Source organism: Dyella sp. 01N36 (assembly GCF_056399745.1).
Genome location: NZ_JBFTRY010000016.1, coordinates 1 through 21,785 on the forward strand (window position 1 = coordinate 1; position 21,785 = coordinate 21,785).

Here is a 21,785-nt window from a genome sequence, read left to right on the forward strand (position 1 = left end):
CGTGTGCTCGGTGTGCTGGGTCTCGTTGCCGTCGGCTTCCTCGCCTTCATCATCTTCACCTCCAATCCGTTTGCACGCCTGTTGCCGATGCCGCCCGATGGCGGCGATCTCAATCCGGTGCTGCAGGATCCGGGCATGACGTTCCATCCGCCCGTGCTGTACATGGGCTACGTCGGCTTCTCTGTCGCGTTCGCATTTTCCATCGCCGCGCTGTTGGGCGGCGAACTGGAACAGGCCTGGGTGCGCTGGGCGCGTCCGTGGACGAACGTGGCGTGGGGCTTTCTCACCGCTGGCATCGTCGCGGGCAGCTGGTGGGCGTATGCCGAGCTCGGCTGGGGCGGCTGGTGGTTCTGGGATCCGGTGGAGAATGCGAGCTTCATGCCGTGGCTCGTCGGCGCGGCGTTGATCCATGCGCAGGCCGTGACGGAGAAGCGCGGCGGTCTGCGTGCATGGACCATCCTGCTTTCCATTTTCGCGTTCTCACTTTCGTTGTTGGGTACCTTCCTGGTGCGTTCGGGCGTGCTCACTTCGGTGCATGCGTTTGCTTCGGATCCGCGCCGCGGCCTCTTCATCCTCTGCTTCCTAGCCATCGTGGTGGGCGGTTCGCTGCTGCTCTATGCGATACGCGCACCGAAAGTGGCAGGCGGCAAGCCGTTTGCCGTGGTGTCGCGCGAAACAGCCATCCTTATCGGCAACCTGATGTTCACCGTGGCCGCGGCGATGGTGCTGCTCGGCACCTTGTTCCCCTTGCTCGGCGATGCGCTGAATCTCGGCAAGATTTCGGTGGGCCCGCCGTATTTCGGTTTCCTGTTCACCCTGCTGATGCTGCCTGTGGTGCTGCTGCTGCCATTCGGCCCGTACCTGCGCTGGGGTAAGAGCGATGTGCCTGTACTGAAGAAGGTGATGTGGCGTGCAGGTCTTGCGGCCATCGCCTGCGCCATCGTCGCGGCATTTGTCACCAGTGGCGAGAGCAAGGCGATCGCCGGCACTGCGGCGGCAGTGTGGTGCTGCTTCGGCACCCTGCTTTACGTGTTCAAGCGTTGGCGCGAGATGCCCGCCGGCCGGCGTTATCCTGCCGAGATGGCCGGCATGCTGCTCGCCCATTTCGGCGCGGGCGTGTTCCTTGCCGGCGTATTGCTCACCAACGCGCTGAGCGTGGAGCGTGACGTGCGCGTGGCGCCGGGCCAGACCGAGAGCATCGGCGGCTACGAGTTCCGCTTCGACGGCGTGCAGCACACGCAAGGCCCTAACTGGCAGGGCGACCAAGGCACGGTCACTGTCACGCGCAACGGCAGCACCGTCGCCGTGATGCACCCGCAGAAGCGCACCTACCTGCGCGGCCAGGTGCAGACGGAATCGGCGATCAACCCCGGCCTGTTCCGTGATCTGTATGTGGCGCTCGGCGAGCCCATGGATGCCAAGCAGCCGGAAGGCGCGTGGGCACTACGCCTTTACGACAAGCCGTTCGTGCGCTGGATCTGGGCGGGTGGCCTGTTGATGATGCTGGGCGGCTTCTTCGCAGCTGCCGATCGTCGCTTCCGCACCAAGCGTGTGGCCGAGGCCGCAGCCATTCCGGCAACCGCGCTGCAGGAGTCGCGCGCATGAGCCGCCTGATTCCCTTCTTCGGCTTTCTGTTGCTGGTGGCTTTGTTCGGCTTCGGTATCTGGTGGAATACCCAGCACGACCAGCGCGAAGTGCCGTCGCCGCTGATCAACAAGCCGGCGCCGGCGTTCGTGCTGCCCAAGCTCGATGATCCCGCGCAGACAGTCAGCCGGGACGCGATGCTGGGCAAACCTTATCTGATCAACGTGTTCGCCAGCTGGTGCATCGCCTGCGGCGAAGAACATCCCGTGCTGATGACCGAAGGCAAGACCATCGGCGTGCCGGTCGTCGGCTACAACTACAAAGATGCACCGGACGACGCCAAGGACTGGCTGGCCAAGCACGGCAACCCGTACGACATGATCATCGTCGATCGCGAAGGTCGCACCGCGATCGATTTTGGCGTGTATGGCGCACCGGAAAGCTTTCTGGTCGATGGCAAGGGCGTGATCCGCTACAAGCGGATTGGGCCGTTGACGCCTGAGGTGATTGCGAAGGAATTGAAGCCGGCGATTGCGGCGTTGTCCAAGGAACAGCCATGATCCGCCGCCTTTTTGTGGGAGCGCACCCTGTGCGCGACCGGCCCGCCTGGCGTCGCGCACAGGGTGCGCTCCCACAGGTTCTGCTGTTGTTCCTCGTCGCCGGGCTCGCCTTCGCCCAGGCCATCGACCCGCTGCCCTTCAAAGACCACGCCCAGGAAGTGCGCTTCCAGAGCCTCACGCGCGAACTGCGTTGCCTGGTCTGCCAGAACGAAAACCTGGCCGACTCCAACGCCGACCTCGCACGCGACCTGCGGCACGAGGTCTTCAACCTGATGCAGCAGGGCAAGAGCGACGAGGAGATCAAGCAATACCTGGTCGATCGCTATTCCGATTTCGTGTTGTATGACCCACCGGTGAAAACCAGCACGCTGCTGCTGTGGTTTGGACCGTTGGTGATCTTGCTGGCCGGTGCGGCCGTGGTGGTGGTGACAGTGCGCCGGCGCGGTCGCGCTGCGCTCGCCGTCGCCAACGACAAGCCGACCGATGAAGGGGACGACTGGTGAGGCTGGCTTTTTATCTGATCGCCGCGGCGATGATCGTTGCGGCGCTGTTGCTGGTGTTGCTGCCACTGGTCCGTCACGGACGACGACTCGGCCGCCCACGTGGCCTCTTCGCGCTCTCCATGATCGTGGCCTTCTGTCTGCCCGTGGCTGCCATCGGCCTCTACCTCGCCGTAGGCACGCCCGTCGTGCTCGATGGTGTGCCCAAGTCCGACGCTGGCATGAGCATCGACCAGGCGGTCGACGAATTGAACGCACACCTCGTGCAGAAACCCGACGACCTGCAGGGCTGGATGCTGTTGGGCCAGACCTATAGCGTGATGCACCGCGCCTCCGATGCGCGCCATGCGTACGACGAAGCCCTGCGCATCGATCCCGACAACAGCGTCGCGATGGTCGGCTGGGCCGAAGCCGATTCGCTGCTGCGCGAGGATCACCGCATCGACGGCCGCGCGCAGGAGCTGCTCGAACGCGCCGTGAAGATCGACCCGCAAAGCCAGCGTGGCCTGTGGCTGCTCGGCATCAGCCAGTTCCAGCACGATCAATACGCGCAAGCCGCCGCCACCTGGCGCCAGCTGCAGCCGCAACTGGATCCGGACTCCAACGTGGCCAAGGCCGTGGCCGAGCAGATCGCGGTCGCCGATGCGCGCGTCAACAGCCCCGGCAAGACCGCGGCGGAAACGCCAGCCGCAGCCGCTGCGCAGCCCTCGCTGCAAGTGCAAGTGGCGTTGTCGCCAGCACTCAAGAGCAAGCTTGCAGCGGGCGATACGCTGTTCGTCTACGCGCGCGCCGAGCACGGTCCGCCAATGCCGCTGGCGGTGGCCAGGCTGGACGCCAACGCCCTGCCCGCCACCGTCACTTTGAACGATGCGATGGGCATGACGCCGCAACTCAAACTATCCTCGGTGCCGCGCGTGTTCGTGGGCGCCCGCATCAGCAAGAGCGGCCAGGCCATCGCCCAGCCGGGCGACCTGGAAGGCGATGCCGGCGTGGTCGCAGTAAGCACGCAGTCGCCGATCAAGATCAGCATCGACAAGGTTCACGAATGACACATGACGCCCGCCGCTACTGCGCCCTGCCCTCGCCCTTTGCGATGAAACGAGGCGGAGTATTGCGCGAGGCCCGCGTGGCGTACGAAACCTGGGGCGAGTTGAACAGCGCGCGCGACAACGCCGTGCTCATCCTCACCGGCCTCTCGCCCAGCGCGCACGCCGCATCCAACGCGGAAGATCCGTCCGACGGCTGGTGGGAAGCGATGATCGGCCCGGGCAAGGCGATCGATAGCTCACGCTGGTTCGTCATCTGCGTGAACTCGCTGGGCAGCGACAAGGGTTCCACCTGCGCCCGATCGATCAATCCCGCCACGGGCGAAGCCTATCGCCTGGACTTTCCCGAGCTGTCGCTGGAGGACGTGGCCAACGCCGCGCACGTCGCCGTGCAAAGCCTCGGCATCGAACAGCTCGCCTGCCTGATCGGCTGCTCGATGGGCGGCATGAGCGCGCTGGCGTACATGGTGCTGCACCCGGGCAGCGTGCGCGCGCATATCAGCGTGGACACTGCCCCGCAGGCGCAGCCGTTTGCCATCGCCATCCGCTCGCTGCAGCGCGAAGCCATCCGGCTCGATCCACACTGGAACAACGGTCGCTATGCCGATGACGACTATCCCGTCGACGGCATGAGCATCGCGCGCAAACTCGGCGTGATCACCTACCGCTCCGCGATGGAATGGAACGGCCGCTTTGCACGCATCCGGCTCGATCCCGAGCAGCGCGACGACAATCCGTTCGGTCTCGAATTCGAGGTGGAGTCCTACCTCGAAGGCCACGCCCAACGCTTCGTGCACACCTTCGATCCGAACAGCTATCTCTACCTCTCGCGCGCCAGCGACTGGTTCGACATGGCCGAGTACGGCAACGGCAACGTGATGGAAGGCCTCAAGCGCATCAGCGTGGAAAAGGCCATGGTGATCGGCGTGAGYACCGACATCCTGTTCCCGCTGGAACAGCAGGAACAAATCGCCGACGGCCTGCGCGCGGCCGGCGCCGCGGTGGAATTCGTGGCGCTCAATTCGCCGCAGGGACATGATGCATTCCTGGTTGACATCCCCAACTACAGCCGTGCCATAGGCGGCTTCCTCGGCGGACTCTGAACGAGCCGCCTGCGGCGCCCCGCCGGCGCTGCTAAGATGGCCGGGTAGCACGAACCTCGAGAACACCATGCTTACCCTGGACTTCCCCGGCTCCCGCAAGCTCATCGACGCCATCGACGCGGCCGTGTCTCAGGACACCACGCGCGCCGTCACCGACAGCCTGCGCAACAGCCTGTGCAGCCTCATCCGCAGCCAGCAGGTGACGCTGCCCGAGTGCGTCTTCGAGACCGCCGAAGGCCGCTACGCCCGCCGCGAGCTCTACCGCAGCGAGGACCACGGCTACTGCGTGGTCGCCATGACCTGGGGGCCCGGCCAGGGCACCCCGATCCACGACCACTGCGGCATGTGGTGCGTGGAAGGCGTCTGGAGCGGCGCCCTGGAAGTGGTCCAGTACGAGCGCCTCGCCGACGAAGACGGCAACTACTGCTTCCAGCCCGTGGGCTCCATCCAGGCCGGCCCCGGCTCCGCCGGCAGCCTGATCCCGCCCCACGAGTACCACACCATCCGCAACCCGAGCGACGACGCCGTCGCCGTGAGCCTGCACATCTATTCGGGCGCCATGACCCACTGCGCCGTGTTCCAGCCCCTGGGCCACAACCAGTACCAGCGCTCCGACCGCCAACTGGGGCTCGACCCGGTCCACTGAACCCGGCATAATGCGTCGCTGCAATGCCGGTGTGGCGGAATGGTAGACGCGGTGGACTCAAAATCCACTGGCAGCGATGTCGTGTAGGTTCGAGTCCTATCACCGGTACCAATGACTTAGGCCCCTTTCAGGGGCCTTTTTCTTTTCCGCAATCTTGGGATTTTTCCGCAATTCTTGTTTACGCCATGCGGCTCGGCACGACTGCGGCCAGGGTGTTGCTCCGCGATGACCGCGCCATTATCGATCGCTTCAATGGATCGACAAACGTGAACTTCGCCGCGTATGCCAGCAAAAACACCAGCACGTAGGTTAGTAATACGGCCGCGTTCATGGCGGCGCCATGCAATCCAAGGAATCGCTTTGCAGCAACGGCTATAAAGACCGTCAGGGCAAGCTGGTGAATCATGTATATCTCAAGCGTCAAGCTACCTAGTGGCGCAAGTCGAAGCACGAGATTGCTGTGCCGCCCTTGCAGATCGCAGGCACAGGCGAAAATAACCACACCATAGACGCCGATGAGAATCGCCAAGTATGGTGCGTGCGCTGCAATCAACGCGATTACTCCGACCGCAAATGCGTACAGAAGGCCATGCGCTCCCGCTACGTTTCGCACCTTGTCGCGGTACAGCCACAGGCTCAGTCCAAAAAGGAACGAAGGCAGAGCACGCAGCGCGCCGCTCGGCGCCGTCCATTCGTACCATGGACTGGAGTTGCCCCACGATGCCCATGTGAGCACCGCAAACGATGCTAGCGAGGCCATTGGAATCACAAAAGCCTTTCGCCTCGCGACCATCACAAACAGCGGGAACAGCAGATACATCATGGCCTCTGCGCTTAGCGACCACGACGGCATATTGAAGCTCAAGTGTCCGCACATGCCCCACGCCTGTCCGAGCACGAGGTTGGCCGGAATGCAGGCTGCCGCGAAGTTCTCTGCATGCTCCGACTTTCCGGCGCCGACGATGCCCATCGCCACAGCAAAAACGAACGTGGCGAAGTGGATGGGGTAGATGTAGGCGAAGCGACCAAGCAAGAACCGCCGGACGCTTGGCCAGTCCGAAGCGCGCTCAAGATAGCTATAGCCGATCACAAAGCCGGAGATGGCGAAGAAGAGATCGACCAGGAGTCGAAGGGGCCCCAGTGTCTCGCTCAAGTCAACGCTGGGGCCAAAATCGAAATATCTGGCAGAGTGAAAAAGCATCACCCCGAACGCGGCAATGAATCGCAGGGCGTCGATATTGAGCAGATCGCTCGACTTGGTCGTGAGTCGCGGTAGAGGTGACATCCGTTGTCCGGCTTGGGTTTCAGTAGGTCAATGGTGCCACATGACTAAAATATGAACAAAGCCACGGCTTACAGCGTCCAGAGTCGCTCTTCGGAGAACCAAGCCGTGCCTGTCCAGTTGTTGAAGTAGTCCTGACACTTGGCCGAAACGGCTCCATTGGGCACTACCGCGGCCAAGAAGATGTAGGCGAATCCGCCGCTTGTCGTCGCGTTGATCTGATTGCCGATGATGGTCTGAATGACCGTCGTGCCGTCTTGGGCCAGGAAGTCAACGCGGAAGGCGCAGTACCCCGAAGAAATGGCGTCAATGCGCACATAGCCACGGAGAATGAAAAGATCCTTGGCGCGCACGGGTATCGTTTGCGTATAGGCAAGCGAGTTGCCGGAGGTGCCTACGCCCTTGCGTGAGCCGACATCCGTGCCCTTGAACACGGTGTTGTCAAAGCTCAAGGTTCCACCGGACGCACTGTTCTTGGTCCATCCGGCGTCGCTTGCCGTGCCGACGTACAGTCGATTGATGGCCTTCGAAATATTGATCGGTGTCGGCGTCGTGTTCGTACTGAAGTCGATGGCTGGGTGTATGTCGGCGCGGCGAATGTTGCCTCCGCTTTGCGCCTTGACGATCTCGGTGACGTACTCGTTAGTGCGCGAGTTACCGCAATACGTGCCCTCAATGAAAACGTCAACGTCGCCCGTGTTGACGGTAACTAGTGCCGGCCTGCCGAGCGTGGTCTCCACCGGGATGCCCGTCCAAGACGTAACGCCAGGACCATTGGTAATGCCACCTCCGAACAATTGCAGCACTGGACGCGGCTTGCCAGCGACATACGTCATACGGATATGTTCGTTGTTGTTGTTGTTTTCCAAATGACAACCAAACCCGCGGATGTATCCACCACTGCTATCGATCGAGATGTCGCAATAGTCGATGCTTGTACCGAGCAGCGTTATCTCGAAGCCTGACGTTGCCGGGTCTACGTAGATACCCGTCCCGTTGAAGGATGTGTTGTTGCAATCGAAGATCGAGCCGCCATGGAACGTGTTGTTCTCGCCGGAGTTCGTCGTCGCGTAGGCCGCGACTGCGCGGCGCCAGCCAAAGCCGATCTGCGGGTTGTAGAAGTGATTTAGGTAGCAGTTCGGGCCGTCAAAGCGAAGGTTGTCACGGAATCCGAAGATCTTCATGTCGTACCAGCCCATGTCGGACACCTGTCCGCTCGTGCCGCCTAGCGAAAGCCCGTCAACGACTGACGACGTGTCGGCATGGCCGCTGACCAATGCGCGCATCAAGCAAAGGCCTCGAACGACGCCAGACGTAGCCGTCGGGCTTATCGACCCATCCACGGTAATGGCGCTGCCCGACGTAATACCCGAGCCGGCGATGATCGTCATGCCGCTGAAGTCGGCGACAAGGTTCGGGTGCATGGTTAGAGGGCTATTTATCGTCACGACCGCGCCCTTGCGGCCGACGAACGGCTTTCCGCTCAGGAAGCACTCATCCAGTGACTGCTGAAGCGTGGCGTGGTCACCGTAGTTGACGACGTTTCGGCCACGCGTCTGCAAGTCGAGAATGACAGAGCCTGTGCCCGTGTTCTGGAAGCCCGAGCCATTGCCTAGCGCGAAGGTGAGGCGGTCGTATGCCGTGGTCAGGGTCGCGCCATCCCACACATAGCTGGTGTTGTTCGCTGGCGTCGCATCAGCAAAAACGACGGCAACTGTCCCGGCGGGCAGGCTTGCTTGGGCAGCGATGAGAGCGGCCTTGGTGGCGAATGGCTTGACGCCAGAGCCTTGCGATGCTGCCAGTGCATTGACTGCCTGCGCAATCAGGTCGGAGTTGCCATTGATCGTATTGGCACCAGATCGCAGATCGTCGCCGGTCCCGTCATTCGCTACTAGGCCGTTGTACAGCTTCGACAGTGCGTTAATCAGTCCCATCTATGAATCCTCAGAGCACGTCAGAAGCGGCCGGCGCGGTCACGCTGGCAGCGGCAATGGCATTGCGGATGGAGCACTGCGCGACAACGTCGGCGCTCCATGGAATGATGGTCATGCCGGCGTTGGCAGGATCCAAAGTGAGCGGCTCGCCAAGAACAAGGAGCTGGCATTCCTTGCGAACAGTGTCCGCGCCGCCCAGTCGCGCGACGTCATCGGGAGACATACTCACGGTCTTGACGGTCGTCACGTCGCTACCGTTGCCGTCAGCCTTCGTCACGCCTTGCGCGTCGATCCAGCGCGCAAAGGGCACCAGGTCGATCATGTTGGTGGACGGGTTGCGCGTGGCCGTGCACTGGACGGCCACAAGATGGCCAGAGTCGAGAAGCACAACGGTCTCGCCCGACGCGCACGGCACGTCGGTTTGTTTGGTGTAGGCCATGGTCGCCCTTACTGAATCGGAAAGCGGCCGCCGCCGCCAGGATTGCCGCCGCCAGAACCTGAGCCGCTCGTCGGGTACACGACGGACACCGTGCCCACATTGACGCGGCCCTGGTTGGCAGAGAGATCGGAATACGTCGTCGTGGCGCCGAGCGCGAGCGTGCCGCCGGTTCCGGCCGGGTCGTCGTAGTACAGGTAGTAAACGACGGTCGTGCCAGCCGTTCCGCTGACGACAATGCTGCTTGCGGCATAGGATGGATTGACTGCTCCATCCTGCAGCGTGCCGGCCGTACAGCTGATCGTTGCGCTCGTCGTTGTGGCGCTGTAGCTGATCGAGAATCCAGTCCACGCGCTGCCAATCCCGCCAACGCGCAGCATGGCCATGTTGCCCTGGCTTACGCGCTGGTTGGCGTCCGCGACCACGCCGGTCTGCACGKCCCAATCGGACTTGGCGCCGCACTTGCTCACCGAGCGCGCCTGGAAGTCGTAGGACTTGGAGCGGTCAAGGCCGGTGATGACGATCTCCGCGCCCACCTTGAACGACTGCGGCACGCTCCACGCGCCCGTGTCGCCCGTGACGCGCCAGCGCACGTCATAGCTAACCGCCGATGACGTGGCCATTACTGGATCGCAATCCGGCTACCGCCGGGGAAGATCGGCATGCGATAGAACCCGCTGCCACCTCCGCCCGCATTGCTCGACACACCCACCTCGTTGTGGGTCAGGCCGGCATCGTTCGTAGCCGACGTGCTCAGGCGGATATTCAGCGACGGCGCGGCCGGCGCGGCGCACCAAAGCTTGCCATTGATCTGGCTCACGAACGCCGGCGGCGTGCCACTGTCTGCCGTGATGACCGATGGAGCGTAGTCGACAGCCGTGATGGTGGCCGACAGGTCAGACCCAGGCTCAACCGAATTGACGATCAAGCTAGCCACCTCGTGCAACTGCTCGCCAATCACAAAGAGGTCGCCCACCTGTGCGCCCGACAGGCCGCCGATGGTGAACGTGCGCGTCGGCGCGACGATGTCGTCTACGTCGGTATCGTTGTCGAAAGTGATCCAAGTGCTGTCCCAGCTATACGACGCATCGGCACCGGTCGACACCTGCACATTGTCCGAGCGGCGCACACGGATGACGTACGCCTTGGCCGGATCAAGCGTGACAGCCTCATCAAGCGTAATGCTCGAGCCGCTGATCGACTTCACGCGGCCATAGGCCACGCCCCAGCCGACGATGTCATGGCCAACGGTGATGAGGTCGCCGCGCTCGCAGACTAGGTGCTCAACATCAGCCGTGAATGTGTAGGTCACCAGGCGGTTGTACATCACGGCAAGGTGGTAGCGCCCAAGCCGCCATGCGGCGCCCGGGTCCGTTACCATGGACAGATCGAGTTCCTCGAACCGCGTAGCGTTGCCCGCGTTGAAGCCGTTCCAATATACTGTCGTGACGTCCTTCTGCCACTGCGCCTCGGGATTAGTGAAGGTGACCTTCAGCGCATGCGGAAGGTCAGCGAACGAGCGCGCATAGCTGAAGTCGGCGCTGTTCTTCGGCGTGAACATCTGCACCGGCACGGTTTGCGCTAGATCGCGCACGGCACTGTACATGCCATTGCGCAGGCCAAAGCTTGCGCGGCCAGCGGCAAGTACGTCCTTGGCCACATCGATCAGCGCACGGCCCGAGTCCATGACAAAGCCGATCTTCAGGCCTTTGGCTGTGCACTCAGCCGCCCAGTTGGCGATATACGACAAGTCGATGCGCGAATCAGCCAGCCTGCGAACGACGGCCGGGCAGCGGGTCAGCAGCCATGCATAGATCCATGCCGGGTTTTCGGTCGGCGCGTTCGCGCTCCACGTTCCGGCTACTGGGTCATACGTCGGGATCTTCTGCGATGCCAGCACGCTCAGGTTCTGGACTACGCCGTTGAGCTGGTCCGTGGCTTTGATGCGCACGGCAAGCTTGGTGGTTCCGGTGGTACTCGCGGCTGTCGATGGGTTGATTGAGCGCAACACCGCCCATGTCATGTCGTGGAGCTGGGCCACGCTTGTGGCCCAGCCAGTGCCTAGCCTCGTTACCTTGACCTCATACTGCGCCGACGATGGATTCTTCCATCGCACGCCAACGCGAAGCACTTTTCGCTGGTTGGACGTGATGACGATTTGGTTATGGGCATGATCGACGACAGCGGCCGGCGTCGATATCGAGATGCCCGGCTGATCGTAGATGCCGAACCATGTGGTCGTGCCGACCTGGCGGAACGCAATGTCCACGTTCAGATAGGCGTTGACGTTCTTTCCCTTGTCGGTGACTGCGTACAGGCCAGATGGGAAAATAAGATCGACCGACATCTCCGACGCTGGGTTCTGACCCGTCCGGGTATCTGTATCGCCGTCGTTGTTGAGAACGGTCCCGACGGCAAGCTCAAACACGTCCGATGAGTAGATCGTAGGGCTCGTGCCGATCTCGTATTCGACATCGTCGTAGGTGTCGATGGCCGTACCGCCGATCTGGATATCGCTGATGTCCAGATCGCCATAGCCGAGATCGAGCAGCATGCGCATGTACTGGTCGTCGCCGCTGATTTCGGTGTACGGCAGCGCGGCGTGCGGCGGGAAGAACTGCGTGGTTCCGACCACGCACGGGATCACGCCGTACGGGTTCAGGTTATTGCTTGTGCCGGTCAGGCTCTGGAGTTGGTTGAACGTGCCACCATTGGCGGCCGCGCCAGTGTTTGCTGATGGCGGCGGGATCAGTGCGTTGATCGCCATCGTGCCGATGACCGACACAGCAAGTGCGCCGGCAGCCGCGTATGCGCCGTAGCCCGCACCCTGCAAGTACAGCGACGTGCCGTAGCTCAAGTAAGCCACCACCACCATCGCCACGAGGCGCAGGGCCTTGCCGCCATTGCCGCCTTGCGGGTAGATCGTGGCGTGGATCAGCTGGCCGGCGCGTGGGCGAACCTTGGACCACATGGCGCGAGGTACGGCATGTCCGCCAACGGACACCTCACAGGCGTGCGTTGCTTCGGAGCCGAGCATCTGCTCGATGGTCTGCCCGGCCTTGACCTCTGCGCACACGGCTTCGCCATCGAACACGCTGGCCCGTGCGACGACAGTGCAGAGATTGTCATCGGCCATGAACGGGGCTCACAAAAAAAGCCCGCGCAAGGCGGGCTATGGGTGAAATAGGGGTATCGTGACAACGTATCGCACGATATGGCTGTGTTTTCAACGACTCGGCCGATAGATCCCCTGGATGCGCTTGGCCCATTGCGGCGAGTCGAGCCGCGCAACGCAGCTCGTTGACTTCGGCGGCCAGTGCAGGAATAGGTTGGGCGCCACGATCAGGCCGCAGTGCCACGGGCGCCCTGCCACGCGCAGGATGAGCAGCGAGCCAGGCTCGGCCACCTGAGCCGGCTCCCAGCCATAGGTGAGCCCTGCATCCACTGCCGCGGCGACAGCCAGTCGATCATCTGCGGATCCGTACGCGTCGGCGTAGTCGGGAAGCGCAAGGCCGAACACGTCATCCAACACCATGCGAACACCGCCCCAGCAATCCCAACCGTCCGGCCCCCTGCCCTTGTCCTTGTACGGCAGCCCGACGTACGGCCCGACCCACGCAGGGATCACTGGAACATGCCCGGGGAGTTCGTCGGCAGGTACTGCTGGCCGGGCACCTGCTGGGCAAAGATGTCCTCTTCGTAGCTGAGCGTACCCGTGATCGTGCTGGCGTTTACCTGGATATCGGTCATGGCGAAGTAGAACGGACCGGCTTCGATCGTGTCCGGCTGACTGGCCAGCACCACGTCTAGGGTCACCGCCGGTAGGCCGGTGAGCTGACGGATCGCCTGCGCCACGGACAGGTCGGTGTTCTCGATGGTCACCTTGACCTGGGGGAGCTGGTCGTCCGTTTGATCGGGCAGCGCGCACTGGAAGGCGAACGGCTGATAGGTGCCGGTCGAGCGCACCAGTGGCACCGTGTCGTACACCAGCAAGATCGGATCGGTGAACGTCGGATGATCGATTGCCAGGCACATCAGGAACAGCTCGGCCGTCTGCTGCGCGAACATGGCCTGCAGGGCTTTCGGGGAAACCTGCCGCATCAGGGCACCGTCACTAGATCAAGGCTCGCCTGCCAGATACCCGCCCCGGCGGCGACCAGCTGGTAGACAGGCCGCTTGTTGAACACGTACGTGGCGGGATCGCCGGTGCGCCAATCCACCCAGTCGAACGGCATGACATCGGACAGCGTGACCTCGACGAACTGCTTGAGCGTGGCCACCTGGTCCGACGTGAGATACAGCGAGCACGTGAACTCTTCAGGCACCGCCGTGAAGCGCCGGCGGCGCTTTGGAGCGCCAGTCTCCATGTCGGTGGTTAGGACCGGCTCCGACAGCGCCTGGTACTGGACACCCTGATCAGTCGGAATCGGAAGCGATGCCGGCCATACTGCGTTGGTCATTGGGCGCTCCCTACCGAGTTACCCTTTTGGCGTAGGCCGTAGCGCTGTTCTTGCGCCTTGGCGGTCTTGCCGCCGCGGAGCGTGTCTTGCGCCACCGTGTTGATGATCATGTCGACGATGGTCTTGCCACCGTCTTGCCGAACCCCGGTCTGCTGTGCCTGTACCGGCTGGCCCTGGTTGGTGATGTTCACTTCCACCTGCGCACCGCCGCCCGACGACTGCACGCCAAGCTTTCCGTTCGCGCCGCGCGTAAGCGGCATGATGGCTTCCGGCCCAGCTTCTCCCATCAAGCCAGCGCCCTTGGCAAAGGCGAACAACGTTGGCTTGCTGATTACTTGGCCGGAGTAATGGGACAGGCTGTCCGATGCGTACACGCCGCCGTTGGCGTTGGCCGTTGGCGACCAGTTGATGCCGGCCGTGTTGCGGCCGATCTGCGCATTGATGCCAGCCATGGCGCTTGCATCTGTGCCCGGTGTATAGCTCCCAAACAACGACTGCAGCGCCTGCGACACGAGGATGCGCGTCTCGATCTTGACCAGGTCGGAGACGATCGAGTTTGCCAGATCGGTAAAGTTGAGCTTGCCCGTCGTGACGAAATTCGCCAGCGCATCGCCGATACCGTCGAAGGCATTGGTGAACAGGTTGCGCGTCTGCCCGGCGACGTTGGCGGCACTCTCTTCGTAGTCGGCAATCGCACCCACCATACCGTTCTTCCAGTCAGCCTGCGCCGCCAGAATGTCGTTATTGCCCTTGACGATCTGGGCCTTGCGTTTGTTCTCGAAGTCGGTGATCGCGGCCAGCTGTGCGTCGTAAGTCTCCTGGGTCATCCCCTTGGACTTATCCGCAAAGTCGCGGTTGAGCTGCTCGATCTGCTTGTCGGCGTCCGATTGCGCCTTGATCAGCTGTTGCTGGATCTGAACCTGCTGCTTGCCCAGGCTGACGGCCTGCACCTGCAGATCAATGGCCGCCTGGTCGGTCTTGAGCTTGTCCTCTTGCGCGGCCTTGTAGTTGTTGATGGCCGTGGTGTTGAGGGCCTGCTGCGTCAGTTCTTTCTTGTAGCCTTCGATCTGCTTGGTGATTTCTTCCGTGACTTGCTTCTGGACAAGCAAATCAGCATCGATCGAGTCGTCCTTGGCCTTCGGACCCTGAGAATTGATGCCCGCTACGACCTTGGCTTCGTTGTCTCGAATCTGCGCAATGAGCGTGGCGTCGCTCGTCGCGTTGAGCTTGGCAATGGCGTCATTGGCTTTCTGGTGCGCTGCCGCGATGGCCTTGGCGCGCTTGTCCTCGGCGCTGGCGTACTGGTCAGCCTCCTGACCAAGCGCAATGGCGATCTCGTTGGCCGACTGCAATGCAGCGGCCTTCGCCGCGCCAACCCCATCGTCGGACTGCTTATGTTCCTCGTCGTGGTAGGCCTTAACCGCAGCGTCAAGCCGAGCCTGGAGAGATTGAATCTCCTGGTCACGTTGCACGCTACCGATGTTGCCGAATCCACTGCCGCCAGGCGCAGGCGCATCCTTCAGCGCCTGCAGCTGCTTGGCGAGCGCGTTGGCCTGACCCTGCAACTGTAGGAGCTTGTCGTCGCCCGTCGGATCACGGCCAACGGAAAGCATGGCATCCCAAGCATTGGCGGCTGCGCTCTTGACGCTATTCCAGGCTGTCTCGATGGTGCCTAGGTTCGCCTTGATCTTGGTCGATCGATCACCGATCGCATTGGCGTAGGTGTCTTCCGCAAGATTGGCTGCATCCTGCGCCCTTCCCTGGTCCTCTAGCGCCTTGATTTGCTCGTAGACGGCATCGGTGAGGAAGTGCTGTTCGTTGTTGAGCTTGATGATCGCCTTGACCGGGTCGTCGGCCAGGTCAGAAAACTGCTTGATCGTGTCCTTTATGCTCTGGCCGGTGGCCTGCTGCAACTGCTCGGCAGCAGTGGCCACAGTCTGGATCTGGTCGCCGGTGAACTTGCCGGCGGCAGTCACCTGCGCGAGCGCTTCGGCCGCCTGGTGCTGCGTGCCGATAGTGCTCGTCATGGCCTTCGCCATGTCGTTGAGCTGCGCAGCCGTGACGCCCGCGTTGGCGCCAGTCTCGATCAGGGCCTTGTTGTAGGCGGAGGTTTCGTTCTGCGCCTGGACGAAGGCGACACCAGCCACGCCGACGGCAACGGCAAGGCCGGCAATCGCCAAGCCGGCCGTGCTAAATACCACGGCAAGCAGACCGGACTGGCTGACCAGCGTGGCAAACGACTGCTCAAGCCGACCCCACTGCCCAGTCGCGATGTCCTTGGCCAGATAGCCAAGCTCACGGCGCGCGTTCGCGTTGTTGAGGCTGAAGTGCTCCAGCGCATCGGATGCGCCGGCGATCTTCGAGCGCGATGCGTCGATGGCCGCCGAATAGGTCTTGAAGTCGTCGGCGCTGAGAATGCCGGACTTCTTGAACGCGGCGAGCTTGGCCTGTTGCTGGTCGAGCTTGTCGAGAGCCGCTACGGTCGGATCGATCTGGCCGACGAGCTTGGCGAGGTCGGCGGTCTGCTGGCGATAGGAGGCACTGTTATACGCCTTCGCGGCGTTCGCGGTGGCCTTCGATAGCTTGTCGGTAGATGCGGAGGCGCGGTCGCCCGCGTCGGCCATCTTGTTGAGGCCGTCCTCGCTCTCTTTGACGCCACTTTGCGTGACGACAATGCCAAGGCTTGCGATATCAGTCATCAGCTGACACTCATCACGTGCATGGCTTCTGCCTCCATCACTCGCAAGCCCTCGAAGGTTTCACGCCACTGCGCGCGCGGCACGTTCATCAGTCGCATTACGGCGGGGAGTGCCGTGTAGTCGAGGCCGATGGGACCGCCCATGGCGGCACGCCACTGCGTGGACATGCCGATGAACACGTTGACCGTGAGAAGGTTCTCCGGCCATATCTCAGCGTCGTCAAGGTCTTCGAGCATGAGGCCGAGCGCGGCGAGTTGATCCGCGCTCGGTGCCTTCTCGTACAGCGCCCTGGCGACGCTCTTTAGTTTTTTGCGCGTGCGCCGCGCAGTTCGGTCAGGTACGTGGTGACGATGGCGTAGCCTGCGCCCAAGTAGTTCTGGCACAAGCGGCCGATGTTCTCGTCGGTGAACTCATCGTCGAGTTCCCAGCCGATCGCGCAATCCTTCACGCTGTCGATGTCGCTGGTGTCGCGCTTCTCCAGCCATTCGACGATCTGGTCACGCGTGCGGTGCTTGAAGGTGAATTCCACATCGGCGGGCGCGGCGCCCGGCAGAGGAATGGACACCTTGGCCTTGAAGGTCGGTTCGGCTGCCAGCTTGAGCTTGGTCATGTTCTAGTCCTTATGAAAAAGAAGCCCCCGGAGCTACCGGGGGCTGTAGGGGATCGCCCTTAAGAGGCGTAGCGGACGGGCTCGTTCTTGTTCGAGAACGTGACCTGCACCGACATGATCGTGTTTACCGTCAGCGACGGCGCCGGCGACAAGCTCACGTACGAGTTGTAGAGCAGCTTGGCGCCGTTGGGCAGCGCGATCTGGATGGCGCGCGGCAGGCGGTCATCGTTGGCCGCCTTGGCCAAAATGTAACCGGCCAGGCTCGGATCGTCGGCCACTTCCAGGGTGATTACCGACGGCGTCTTGAAGGTCGGGATGTTCTTCTGCGCGTCCGCTTCCAGGAGCTGATACGTCAGGAACTGCTGATCGCCGCCGCTCGAGGTGGTGGTCAGGATCTGCGACAGCTGGGTGAAGCCAGTCACCTTGCGCACCGAGCCGACGTTGCCGCCACCGGCCGGATAGATCGACGTGCTGGACGTGTCGTAGGCCTCGGCCACGAACGTGGTCGACGTTGCCGACTTTACGCGTACGACCTTGTCGTTGAGTCGCGACCAGCCCGTGCCGGTCACCTCGACGTAGTCGCCCGTGGCGAACGTGTTGGCAACAGTGAACACCGCTTCGGAGGCATTGGAGATGCCGGTGACGGCGATTGCAGAGCCGTAGCCGTTGGCGATGTTGACCAGCGCGCCATTGGGGAGAGTGATTGCCATGTGGGTTCCTCAGAGGAAGAAGCCCGGCGAGCGGGCATAAAAAAAGCCCCTTGCGGGGCCGCTTGCTGCGCTCGTCGCGCGATTACGTGATGTCGGCTCGATAGCCGAAGCTGACCGGCACGATGAAATTGGTGGCGTCCTGCGCGCCTTGCGCGGCAGTGACGGGGGTGATGACTTGCAGCACGAGCCCGGGAACGGATAGGCGCTGGTTGAGCGGGAACAAGGCCGCCAGTTCGTCGGCGATGCCTTCGGCCGCGCCCGGGCCCGCATTGATCGGCGCGACCACGCTGACCTGGTACACGCCGCTATAGGTGCGCGCCGCGCCGGCGAGATCATTGCTTGCCGTCTTGGCGGGCATAAGGAAGCCGCGCAGATAAGCCCCAGCGGGCGCATTGAACGGCACGTTCTCGTAGGCGATGGCGAGCGCCGGCAAGCGCGCAGCGGCCCATGCGGCAAGCTGCGTCTCGATGGCGCGCCGGCAAAGCTTGTTGCTCACTGGTTGACCTCGGCTGCAGCCTTGTCGACGTACTGGTTGAACTCCGCAACGGTCACGCGAACCATGCCTTGCGGTGCCTGCACGCCGCTGTGGCCGTATTCGACAGGCAGCGCGTATGGCAATGAATTGGTGATGCAGATGTCTTTCACACCATCGGCCTGGCCGATGATGCTCGTGCCGCGACTGATGACCGCCTGCCCCGTGTTGTCCGTGTCGTCGGTCGTCGAAGTGTCGGGATCGACGAGTGAGACATTCCAGTTGGCACGCAGTCGGCCGCCGACGTAGCCCGCCGGTGGCTTGTGTGCCCAGAGGTCGGGATTGCCTACTGGCGTTCGCAGCACGGTCGCGGTGAGCAGGTCGATCGACACCTTGCGAATGACCGTGCGCGCCTGCTCCGGTGCCTTCTGCGCGAATGCGCGCAGCGACACCGCGAAGGACTCAGCCACGGAGCTGAGCCTCGAACAGGACGGGCACACCAGCCGGCGACACCGGCTTCACAGAAATGATCGCGTAAGTCTTGCCCTGCCAGTCGAAGGCGTCGCCCTGCTTCGGCTCGACCGCAGGCGCACAGAACGCCTGCTGGTCACCCTGCAGGATCAGCGTGCCGTCGATGTACTTCTGTGGCATCGCGAACACGACGGCGGTAGATGGCAGACTGTCGTAGGTCGGCACGGTCGTGCCGCTTGCCGGATCATAGTCCGTGCCGGTCTCGCGCTTGATCGTGCACGCTGCGCCAAAGCGCTGCAGGAGGCGCGTAGCGGTGGCTGCGGTGTTTGGGTAGGCGAATGCGGTCATTCGACTTCCGCTTCGCCGTCGAACTCGATCACGTCAGGCATAAGAATAAGAGTCAGCTTGTTCACCTGGCCGACGCCAGCCTCGACCTTGAAGCCGATAAGTCGCTCTTGGCGCACACCGTCAATGTAGACCTGACCTCGGCCATGTCCTTCCATCTCAATGCGCGCCTTCACGCCCGCACCACATCAAGCCCGCCGCGCGCTTTCAGGTACGGCGCAAGCCATGCCTCCACCGCGTGGTAGTACGGCGTCTGGCGCGCGCCCTGCGCATACTCGACCGTGATTGGCCCGACAGTCTCCCGCGTGACCTGGGTCGTCAGGTCCGGCGACAGCACTGCCGCACTGGAGCGCACAGCCAGTTCAGCGCACGTCCTCACCACTTCCTGTGGCACAACGTTCAGCGGCAGGTATGCGGGCGACGCGCGGTAGCCGCCAGGGCTATCGGGAATCGGCACCCAAGCGCGCGGCCAGTCCAGGCACTGCGTGATCGTCACGCGCATGCCCACCCAGCGCAGCCGGTATGTTTGCGCCATGTAGTCGGTAGCGGCGCGCAACGATTGCTCTTTGGTCGTCGTGTCCAGCGCCGCCCATGCGGCGTTGCCACGGTTCGCGAAGTAGGTGTCCGCATCGGCCACGCTGATATAGGACTCGGCGTTGGGCAAACCGCTGCCATCCTCAACAATCAGAGCCATGCGAACCCCTCAGAATATGAAAGGGGCGGCCGGAGCCGCCCCTAGTTGGATCAACCCAGCAACAGCGCCAAGCCTTCCGGCTTGACGACAGCACAGCCCCACACAGCACAGATTTCGTACTGCATCTGGCGATACTGCGCGTACTGCGCCACTTCGAACGACAGGCCCGAACGCGGATCGGTGATGATCTGGCGATCGACGGCTGCGTCACCGCCATCCGGCAGAGCCGGTGCGCGGGTGGCCAGCTGGATGGCGCTGCGGGCGAAGAACATGTTGCGCGTCGCCGCGCCGACGATCGTCATAGCCTTCGCGCTAGCCGGGATAGCCTTCTGCAGGCCCGGTGCAGCCAGGGTGATCACGCCAGCCGCAGCAGTGCCAACGGAAACAACATACTGGTTGGTATCGCCAGCGAACGTCACGATATCGCCGGCCAGAACGGTGCCGGTGCCGGTAGCGATCGTGATGGCCGTTGCGCCGACAGCATAGGCCGAGCCGTTGGTGACGTAGCTCGCACCCGTACCCACCGTGACGCCCTGCTTAACCTGCGCAGATTCGCGGAAGTCGAAGCCGTGGATGTTCTGCAGCACGCCCTGTCGCAGCAGGGTGTCGCTGCCGGCCTCGTTTGCCTTAGTCAGCTGCAACAGAGTGCGCATGGCGGCGCCCGACGTGGTGTCGATGACGCCGTGCATGTCGCTCGTCCACTGGCCGTTGTCGGACAGGATCTTGCGGACCTGCGCCGGATCGCCAACGTTAGACGCGAACGGCGTGGTGCCAGCGGTGCCATAGGCGCGCGATGCGCCTACGAACAGGCCGCCAAGATCCGACTCAATGGCGTTGGTCAGGGTACGCATGGCCTGCGCGAACTGCTGAGCGCGGACGTTGAGCACGCCCGGGCCGCCGTTGTTCAGGCCGAGCGACTGTTCGCCATTCCAGCGAAGCGGGACGCGCTTTGCTTTGGTGATGGTGATCGGCACATTGCCAATCGTCTGATCGCCGTCATCGGGCGGCACGACGGCCGGTACGATATCAGTGGCCGTCGCGGCGGGCGCAACGAAACTGCGGACAGTCTGGCCGACCGCGGCGCGCTCGTAGGTCGAGTCGCGACTTACGGCCGGGATGAAGCCGACGAGCTCGCGGCTCACGACATCGAGCGCGCTGTACAGGTCGGGAATCAACTGGTTGATGGTATTTGCCACGGAGTGAATCCTCTTGAATTGGTTTAGGCGTCAGCGATGGTCCCGCCGCCAAGGCAGTGGGCTGATTGCGCTGCCGCATCCATTGCGTTGAACGCTTCTCGCGTCACGCTCTTGCTGTTTGCGTTTCCGCGATGGCCGCCACGCGCGCCATCGCCGTGAGAGGCCGGCGCAGCCACGAAGAACTTGCCTTCGTCGCTCGCTGCCCATTCCGTGATGTGCTTGTCGAGTGCCACTTCGCCAGCCTTGACGATTCGCGTGCCGTTCTCGTCGACCACCTGCACCGCGTCCTTGAGCAAAGCCTTGGCGGCCTTGATGTGGACGGGATTGGTAACGCCAGCCTTCGCCAGCGCATCGGCCAAGGCCGCGTCGCGCAGGGTGTTGCTGTAGGCGCTGTCGATGTCGGTGGCGCGCTTGTTGGCGGCATCGAGATCAGCCGCCGCTTTCTTGGCGGCCTTATCCGCTGCCTGGGCTTTGCCCTTCCACTCGTCTCGTTCCGCCTCGACCGCTTGAAGGTCGGCCGGGTCGATCTGCTGCCCCTGCTGGAGCTTCTTGATCTTCCCGAGCAGTTCGTCACGCTTGGCGATGAGGCCTTGCGTCTGTTCTGCGACGGCGTCGGCAATGGCTTGCTTGACCTCGGGAGAGGTCAGGTCGATTTCGCTCACGGTGTATGCCCCTCGGGCTTGATGGCTGGGCTTCGCCCAAAGAAAAAGCCCCGCATGGCGGGGCTCGGGTGTTTGCCGACTAGAGAGGCGTTCGTCCCCTCCGGGATTCCTCCGACCCTACGCGAAGGGTCGCCATTCGTTCGCCAGCTATGCCGGCTTGTCCATCTCGCGTCGCCTTCCCTGAGTCAGGCAGACCACGCACAATTTCGTTGTCGCAGTACCAGCGCGCGCCGCGATGTACTCAATGCCGCCGCAGCTACTGCAAGACGGGATATGGCGCGGTCGTGATTTGCGGACTCGCTCGCGTACCTGCTCGGCCGGTGTGTCCGGCGCTGGCGTTCCATCTATTACGCGAAATCGTCCCATCGTGAACAA

25 protein-coding genes and 1 tRNA gene are annotated in these 21,785 nt (G+C 62.8%); 7 read left to right on the top strand and 19 right to left on the bottom strand.

Annotation, left to right across the window (positions count from 1 at the left end; translation table 11 throughout):
* From AC1DMG_RS05770 to AC1DMG_RS05800, 7 genes are all read left to right on the top strand, one after another.
* Positions 1-1,605 (top strand): heme lyase CcmF/NrfE family subunit (locus AC1DMG_RS05770; RefSeq protein WP_477180244.1); only part of this gene is annotated, 1,605 nt, incomplete at its 5' end.
* Positions 1,602-2,144, top strand: coding sequence for a DsbE family thiol:disulfide interchange protein (locus AC1DMG_RS05775; protein WP_441604005.1), 543 nt, complete (start codon positions 1,602-1,604; stop codon positions 2,142-2,144). The genes AC1DMG_RS05770 and AC1DMG_RS05775, both read left to right, overlap by 4 nt.
* Positions 2,141-2,647: a cytochrome c-type biogenesis protein gene (locus tag AC1DMG_RS05780; RefSeq protein ID WP_477180245.1), complete on the top strand. Its 507-nt coding sequence runs from the start codon at positions 2,141-2,143 to the stop codon at positions 2,645-2,647. The genes AC1DMG_RS05775 and AC1DMG_RS05780 overlap by 4 nt, the downstream gene beginning before the upstream one ends.
* Positions 2,644-3,693, top strand: a complete 1,050-nt coding sequence (locus AC1DMG_RS05785) for a tetratricopeptide repeat protein (protein ID WP_477176025.1) — start codon at positions 2,644-2,646, stop codon at positions 3,691-3,693. Before AC1DMG_RS05780 ends, AC1DMG_RS05785 begins: the two co-directional genes overlap by 4 nt.
* A complete protein-coding gene (gene metX, locus AC1DMG_RS05790) occupies positions 3,690-4,793 on the top strand; it encodes a homoserine O-acetyltransferase MetX (protein WP_477176026.1) in 1,104 nt (367 codons plus the stop codon). The genes AC1DMG_RS05785 and metX overlap by 4 nt, the downstream gene beginning before the upstream one ends.
* A 67-nt stretch (positions 4,794-4,860) precedes the next feature.
* Positions 4,861-5,439 carry a cysteine dioxygenase family protein gene (locus AC1DMG_RS05795; protein ID WP_121881108.1) on the top strand — a complete coding sequence of 193 codons (579 nt, stop codon included), beginning with the start codon at positions 4,861-4,863 and terminating at the stop codon, positions 5,437-5,439.
* A gap of 25 nt (positions 5,440-5,464) precedes the next feature.
* Positions 5,465-5,550 (top strand) — tRNA-Leu (locus AC1DMG_RS05800).
* Between the two features lie 67 nt (positions 5,551-5,617).
* On the opposite strand, the gene AC1DMG_RS05805 is transcribed toward AC1DMG_RS05800, so the two are convergent.
* The 19 genes from AC1DMG_RS05805 to AC1DMG_RS05895 all read right to left on the bottom strand — a co-directional run bounded on the left by AC1DMG_RS05805 (position 5,618) and on the right by AC1DMG_RS05895 (position 21,410).
* Positions 5,618-6,724: an acyltransferase family protein gene (locus tag AC1DMG_RS05805; RefSeq protein WP_477180246.1), complete on the bottom strand. Its 1,107-nt coding sequence runs from the start codon at positions 6,722-6,724 to the stop codon at positions 5,618-5,620.
* Between the two features lie 68 nt (positions 6,725-6,792).
* Positions 6,793-8,655 carry a hypothetical protein gene (locus AC1DMG_RS05810; RefSeq protein WP_477180247.1) on the bottom strand — a complete coding sequence of 621 codons (1,863 nt, stop codon included), beginning with the start codon at positions 8,653-8,655 and terminating at the stop codon, positions 6,793-6,795.
* Positions 8,656-8,665: 10 nt separating this feature from the next.
* A complete protein-coding gene (locus AC1DMG_RS05815; RefSeq protein ID WP_477180248.1) occupies positions 8,666-9,094 on the bottom strand; it encodes a hypothetical protein in 429 nt (142 codons plus the stop codon).
* A gap of 8 nt (positions 9,095-9,102) precedes the next feature.
* Positions 9,103-9,714, bottom strand: a complete 612-nt coding sequence (locus AC1DMG_RS05820) for a hypothetical protein (protein ID WP_477180249.1) — start codon at positions 9,712-9,714, stop codon at positions 9,103-9,105.
* Positions 9,714-12,227, bottom strand: a complete 2,514-nt coding sequence (locus AC1DMG_RS05825; protein WP_477180250.1) for a host specificity factor TipJ family phage tail protein — start codon at positions 12,225-12,227, stop codon at positions 9,714-9,716. The genes AC1DMG_RS05820 and AC1DMG_RS05825 overlap by 1 nt, the downstream gene beginning before the upstream one ends.
* A 90-nt stretch (positions 12,228-12,317) precedes the next feature.
* Positions 12,318-12,719, bottom strand: a complete 402-nt coding sequence (locus AC1DMG_RS05830; protein WP_477180251.1) for an NlpC/P60 family protein — start codon at positions 12,717-12,719, stop codon at positions 12,318-12,320.
* Positions 12,716-13,192 (bottom strand): DUF1833 family protein, encoded by a 477-nt coding sequence (locus AC1DMG_RS05835; protein WP_477180252.1) that lies wholly within the window; start codon positions 13,190-13,192, stop codon positions 12,716-12,718. Before AC1DMG_RS05835 ends, AC1DMG_RS05830 begins: the two co-directional genes overlap by 4 nt.
* Entirely contained in the window at positions 13,192-13,551 is a 360-nt protein-coding gene (locus tag AC1DMG_RS05840; RefSeq protein ID WP_477180253.1) for a hypothetical protein, read from the bottom strand. Before AC1DMG_RS05840 ends, AC1DMG_RS05835 begins: the two co-directional genes overlap by 1 nt.
* Positions 13,548-16,250, bottom strand: a complete 2,703-nt coding sequence (locus tag AC1DMG_RS05845) for a phage tail tape measure protein (protein ID WP_477180254.1) — start codon at positions 16,248-16,250, stop codon at positions 13,548-13,550. Before AC1DMG_RS05845 ends, AC1DMG_RS05840 begins: the two co-directional genes overlap by 4 nt.
* On the bottom strand, positions 16,250-16,486 hold the full coding sequence (locus tag AC1DMG_RS05850) for a DUF1799 domain-containing protein (protein WP_477180255.1): 237 nt from the start codon (positions 16,484-16,486) through the stop codon (positions 16,250-16,252). The genes AC1DMG_RS05845 and AC1DMG_RS05850 overlap by 1 nt, the downstream gene beginning before the upstream one ends.
* A gap of 65 nt (positions 16,487-16,551) precedes the next feature.
* Positions 16,552-16,860 carry a phage tail assembly chaperone gene (locus AC1DMG_RS05855; protein WP_477180256.1) on the bottom strand — a complete coding sequence of 103 codons (309 nt, stop codon included), beginning with the start codon at positions 16,858-16,860 and terminating at the stop codon, positions 16,552-16,554.
* 59 nt (positions 16,861-16,919) lie between these two features.
* A complete protein-coding gene (locus AC1DMG_RS05860; protein WP_477180257.1) occupies positions 16,920-17,570 on the bottom strand; it encodes a phage tail protein in 651 nt (216 codons plus the stop codon).
* A gap of 82 nt (positions 17,571-17,652) precedes the next feature.
* Entirely contained in the window at positions 17,653-18,066 is a 414-nt protein-coding gene (locus tag AC1DMG_RS05865) for a phage tail terminator-like protein (RefSeq protein WP_477180258.1), read from the bottom strand.
* A complete protein-coding gene (locus AC1DMG_RS05870) occupies positions 18,063-18,512 on the bottom strand; it encodes a hypothetical protein (RefSeq protein ID WP_477180259.1) in 450 nt (149 codons plus the stop codon). Before AC1DMG_RS05870 ends, AC1DMG_RS05865 begins: the two co-directional genes overlap by 4 nt.
* Entirely contained in the window at positions 18,505-18,861 is a 357-nt protein-coding gene (locus tag AC1DMG_RS05875) for a hypothetical protein (protein WP_477180260.1), read from the bottom strand. The genes AC1DMG_RS05870 and AC1DMG_RS05875 overlap by 8 nt, the downstream gene beginning before the upstream one ends.
* Entirely contained in the window at positions 18,858-19,034 is a 177-nt protein-coding gene (locus AC1DMG_RS05880; RefSeq protein ID WP_477180261.1) for a hypothetical protein, read from the bottom strand. The genes AC1DMG_RS05875 and AC1DMG_RS05880 overlap by 4 nt, the downstream gene beginning before the upstream one ends.
* Complete coding sequence (locus AC1DMG_RS05885; protein ID WP_477180262.1) at positions 19,031-19,552, bottom strand: DnaT-like ssDNA-binding protein; 522 nt, start codon at positions 19,550-19,552, stop codon at positions 19,031-19,033. The genes AC1DMG_RS05880 and AC1DMG_RS05885 overlap by 4 nt, the downstream gene beginning before the upstream one ends.
* A gap of 50 nt (positions 19,553-19,602) precedes the next feature.
* Positions 19,603-20,727: a major capsid protein gene (locus tag AC1DMG_RS05890; RefSeq protein WP_477180263.1), complete on the bottom strand. Its 1,125-nt coding sequence runs from the start codon at positions 20,725-20,727 to the stop codon at positions 19,603-19,605.
* Positions 20,728-20,771: 44 nt separating this feature from the next.
* Positions 20,772-21,410 carry a hypothetical protein gene (locus AC1DMG_RS05895; protein ID WP_477180264.1) on the bottom strand — a complete coding sequence of 213 codons (639 nt, stop codon included), beginning with the start codon at positions 21,408-21,410 and terminating at the stop codon, positions 20,772-20,774.
* Positions 21,411-21,785: the final 375 nt, after the last annotated feature.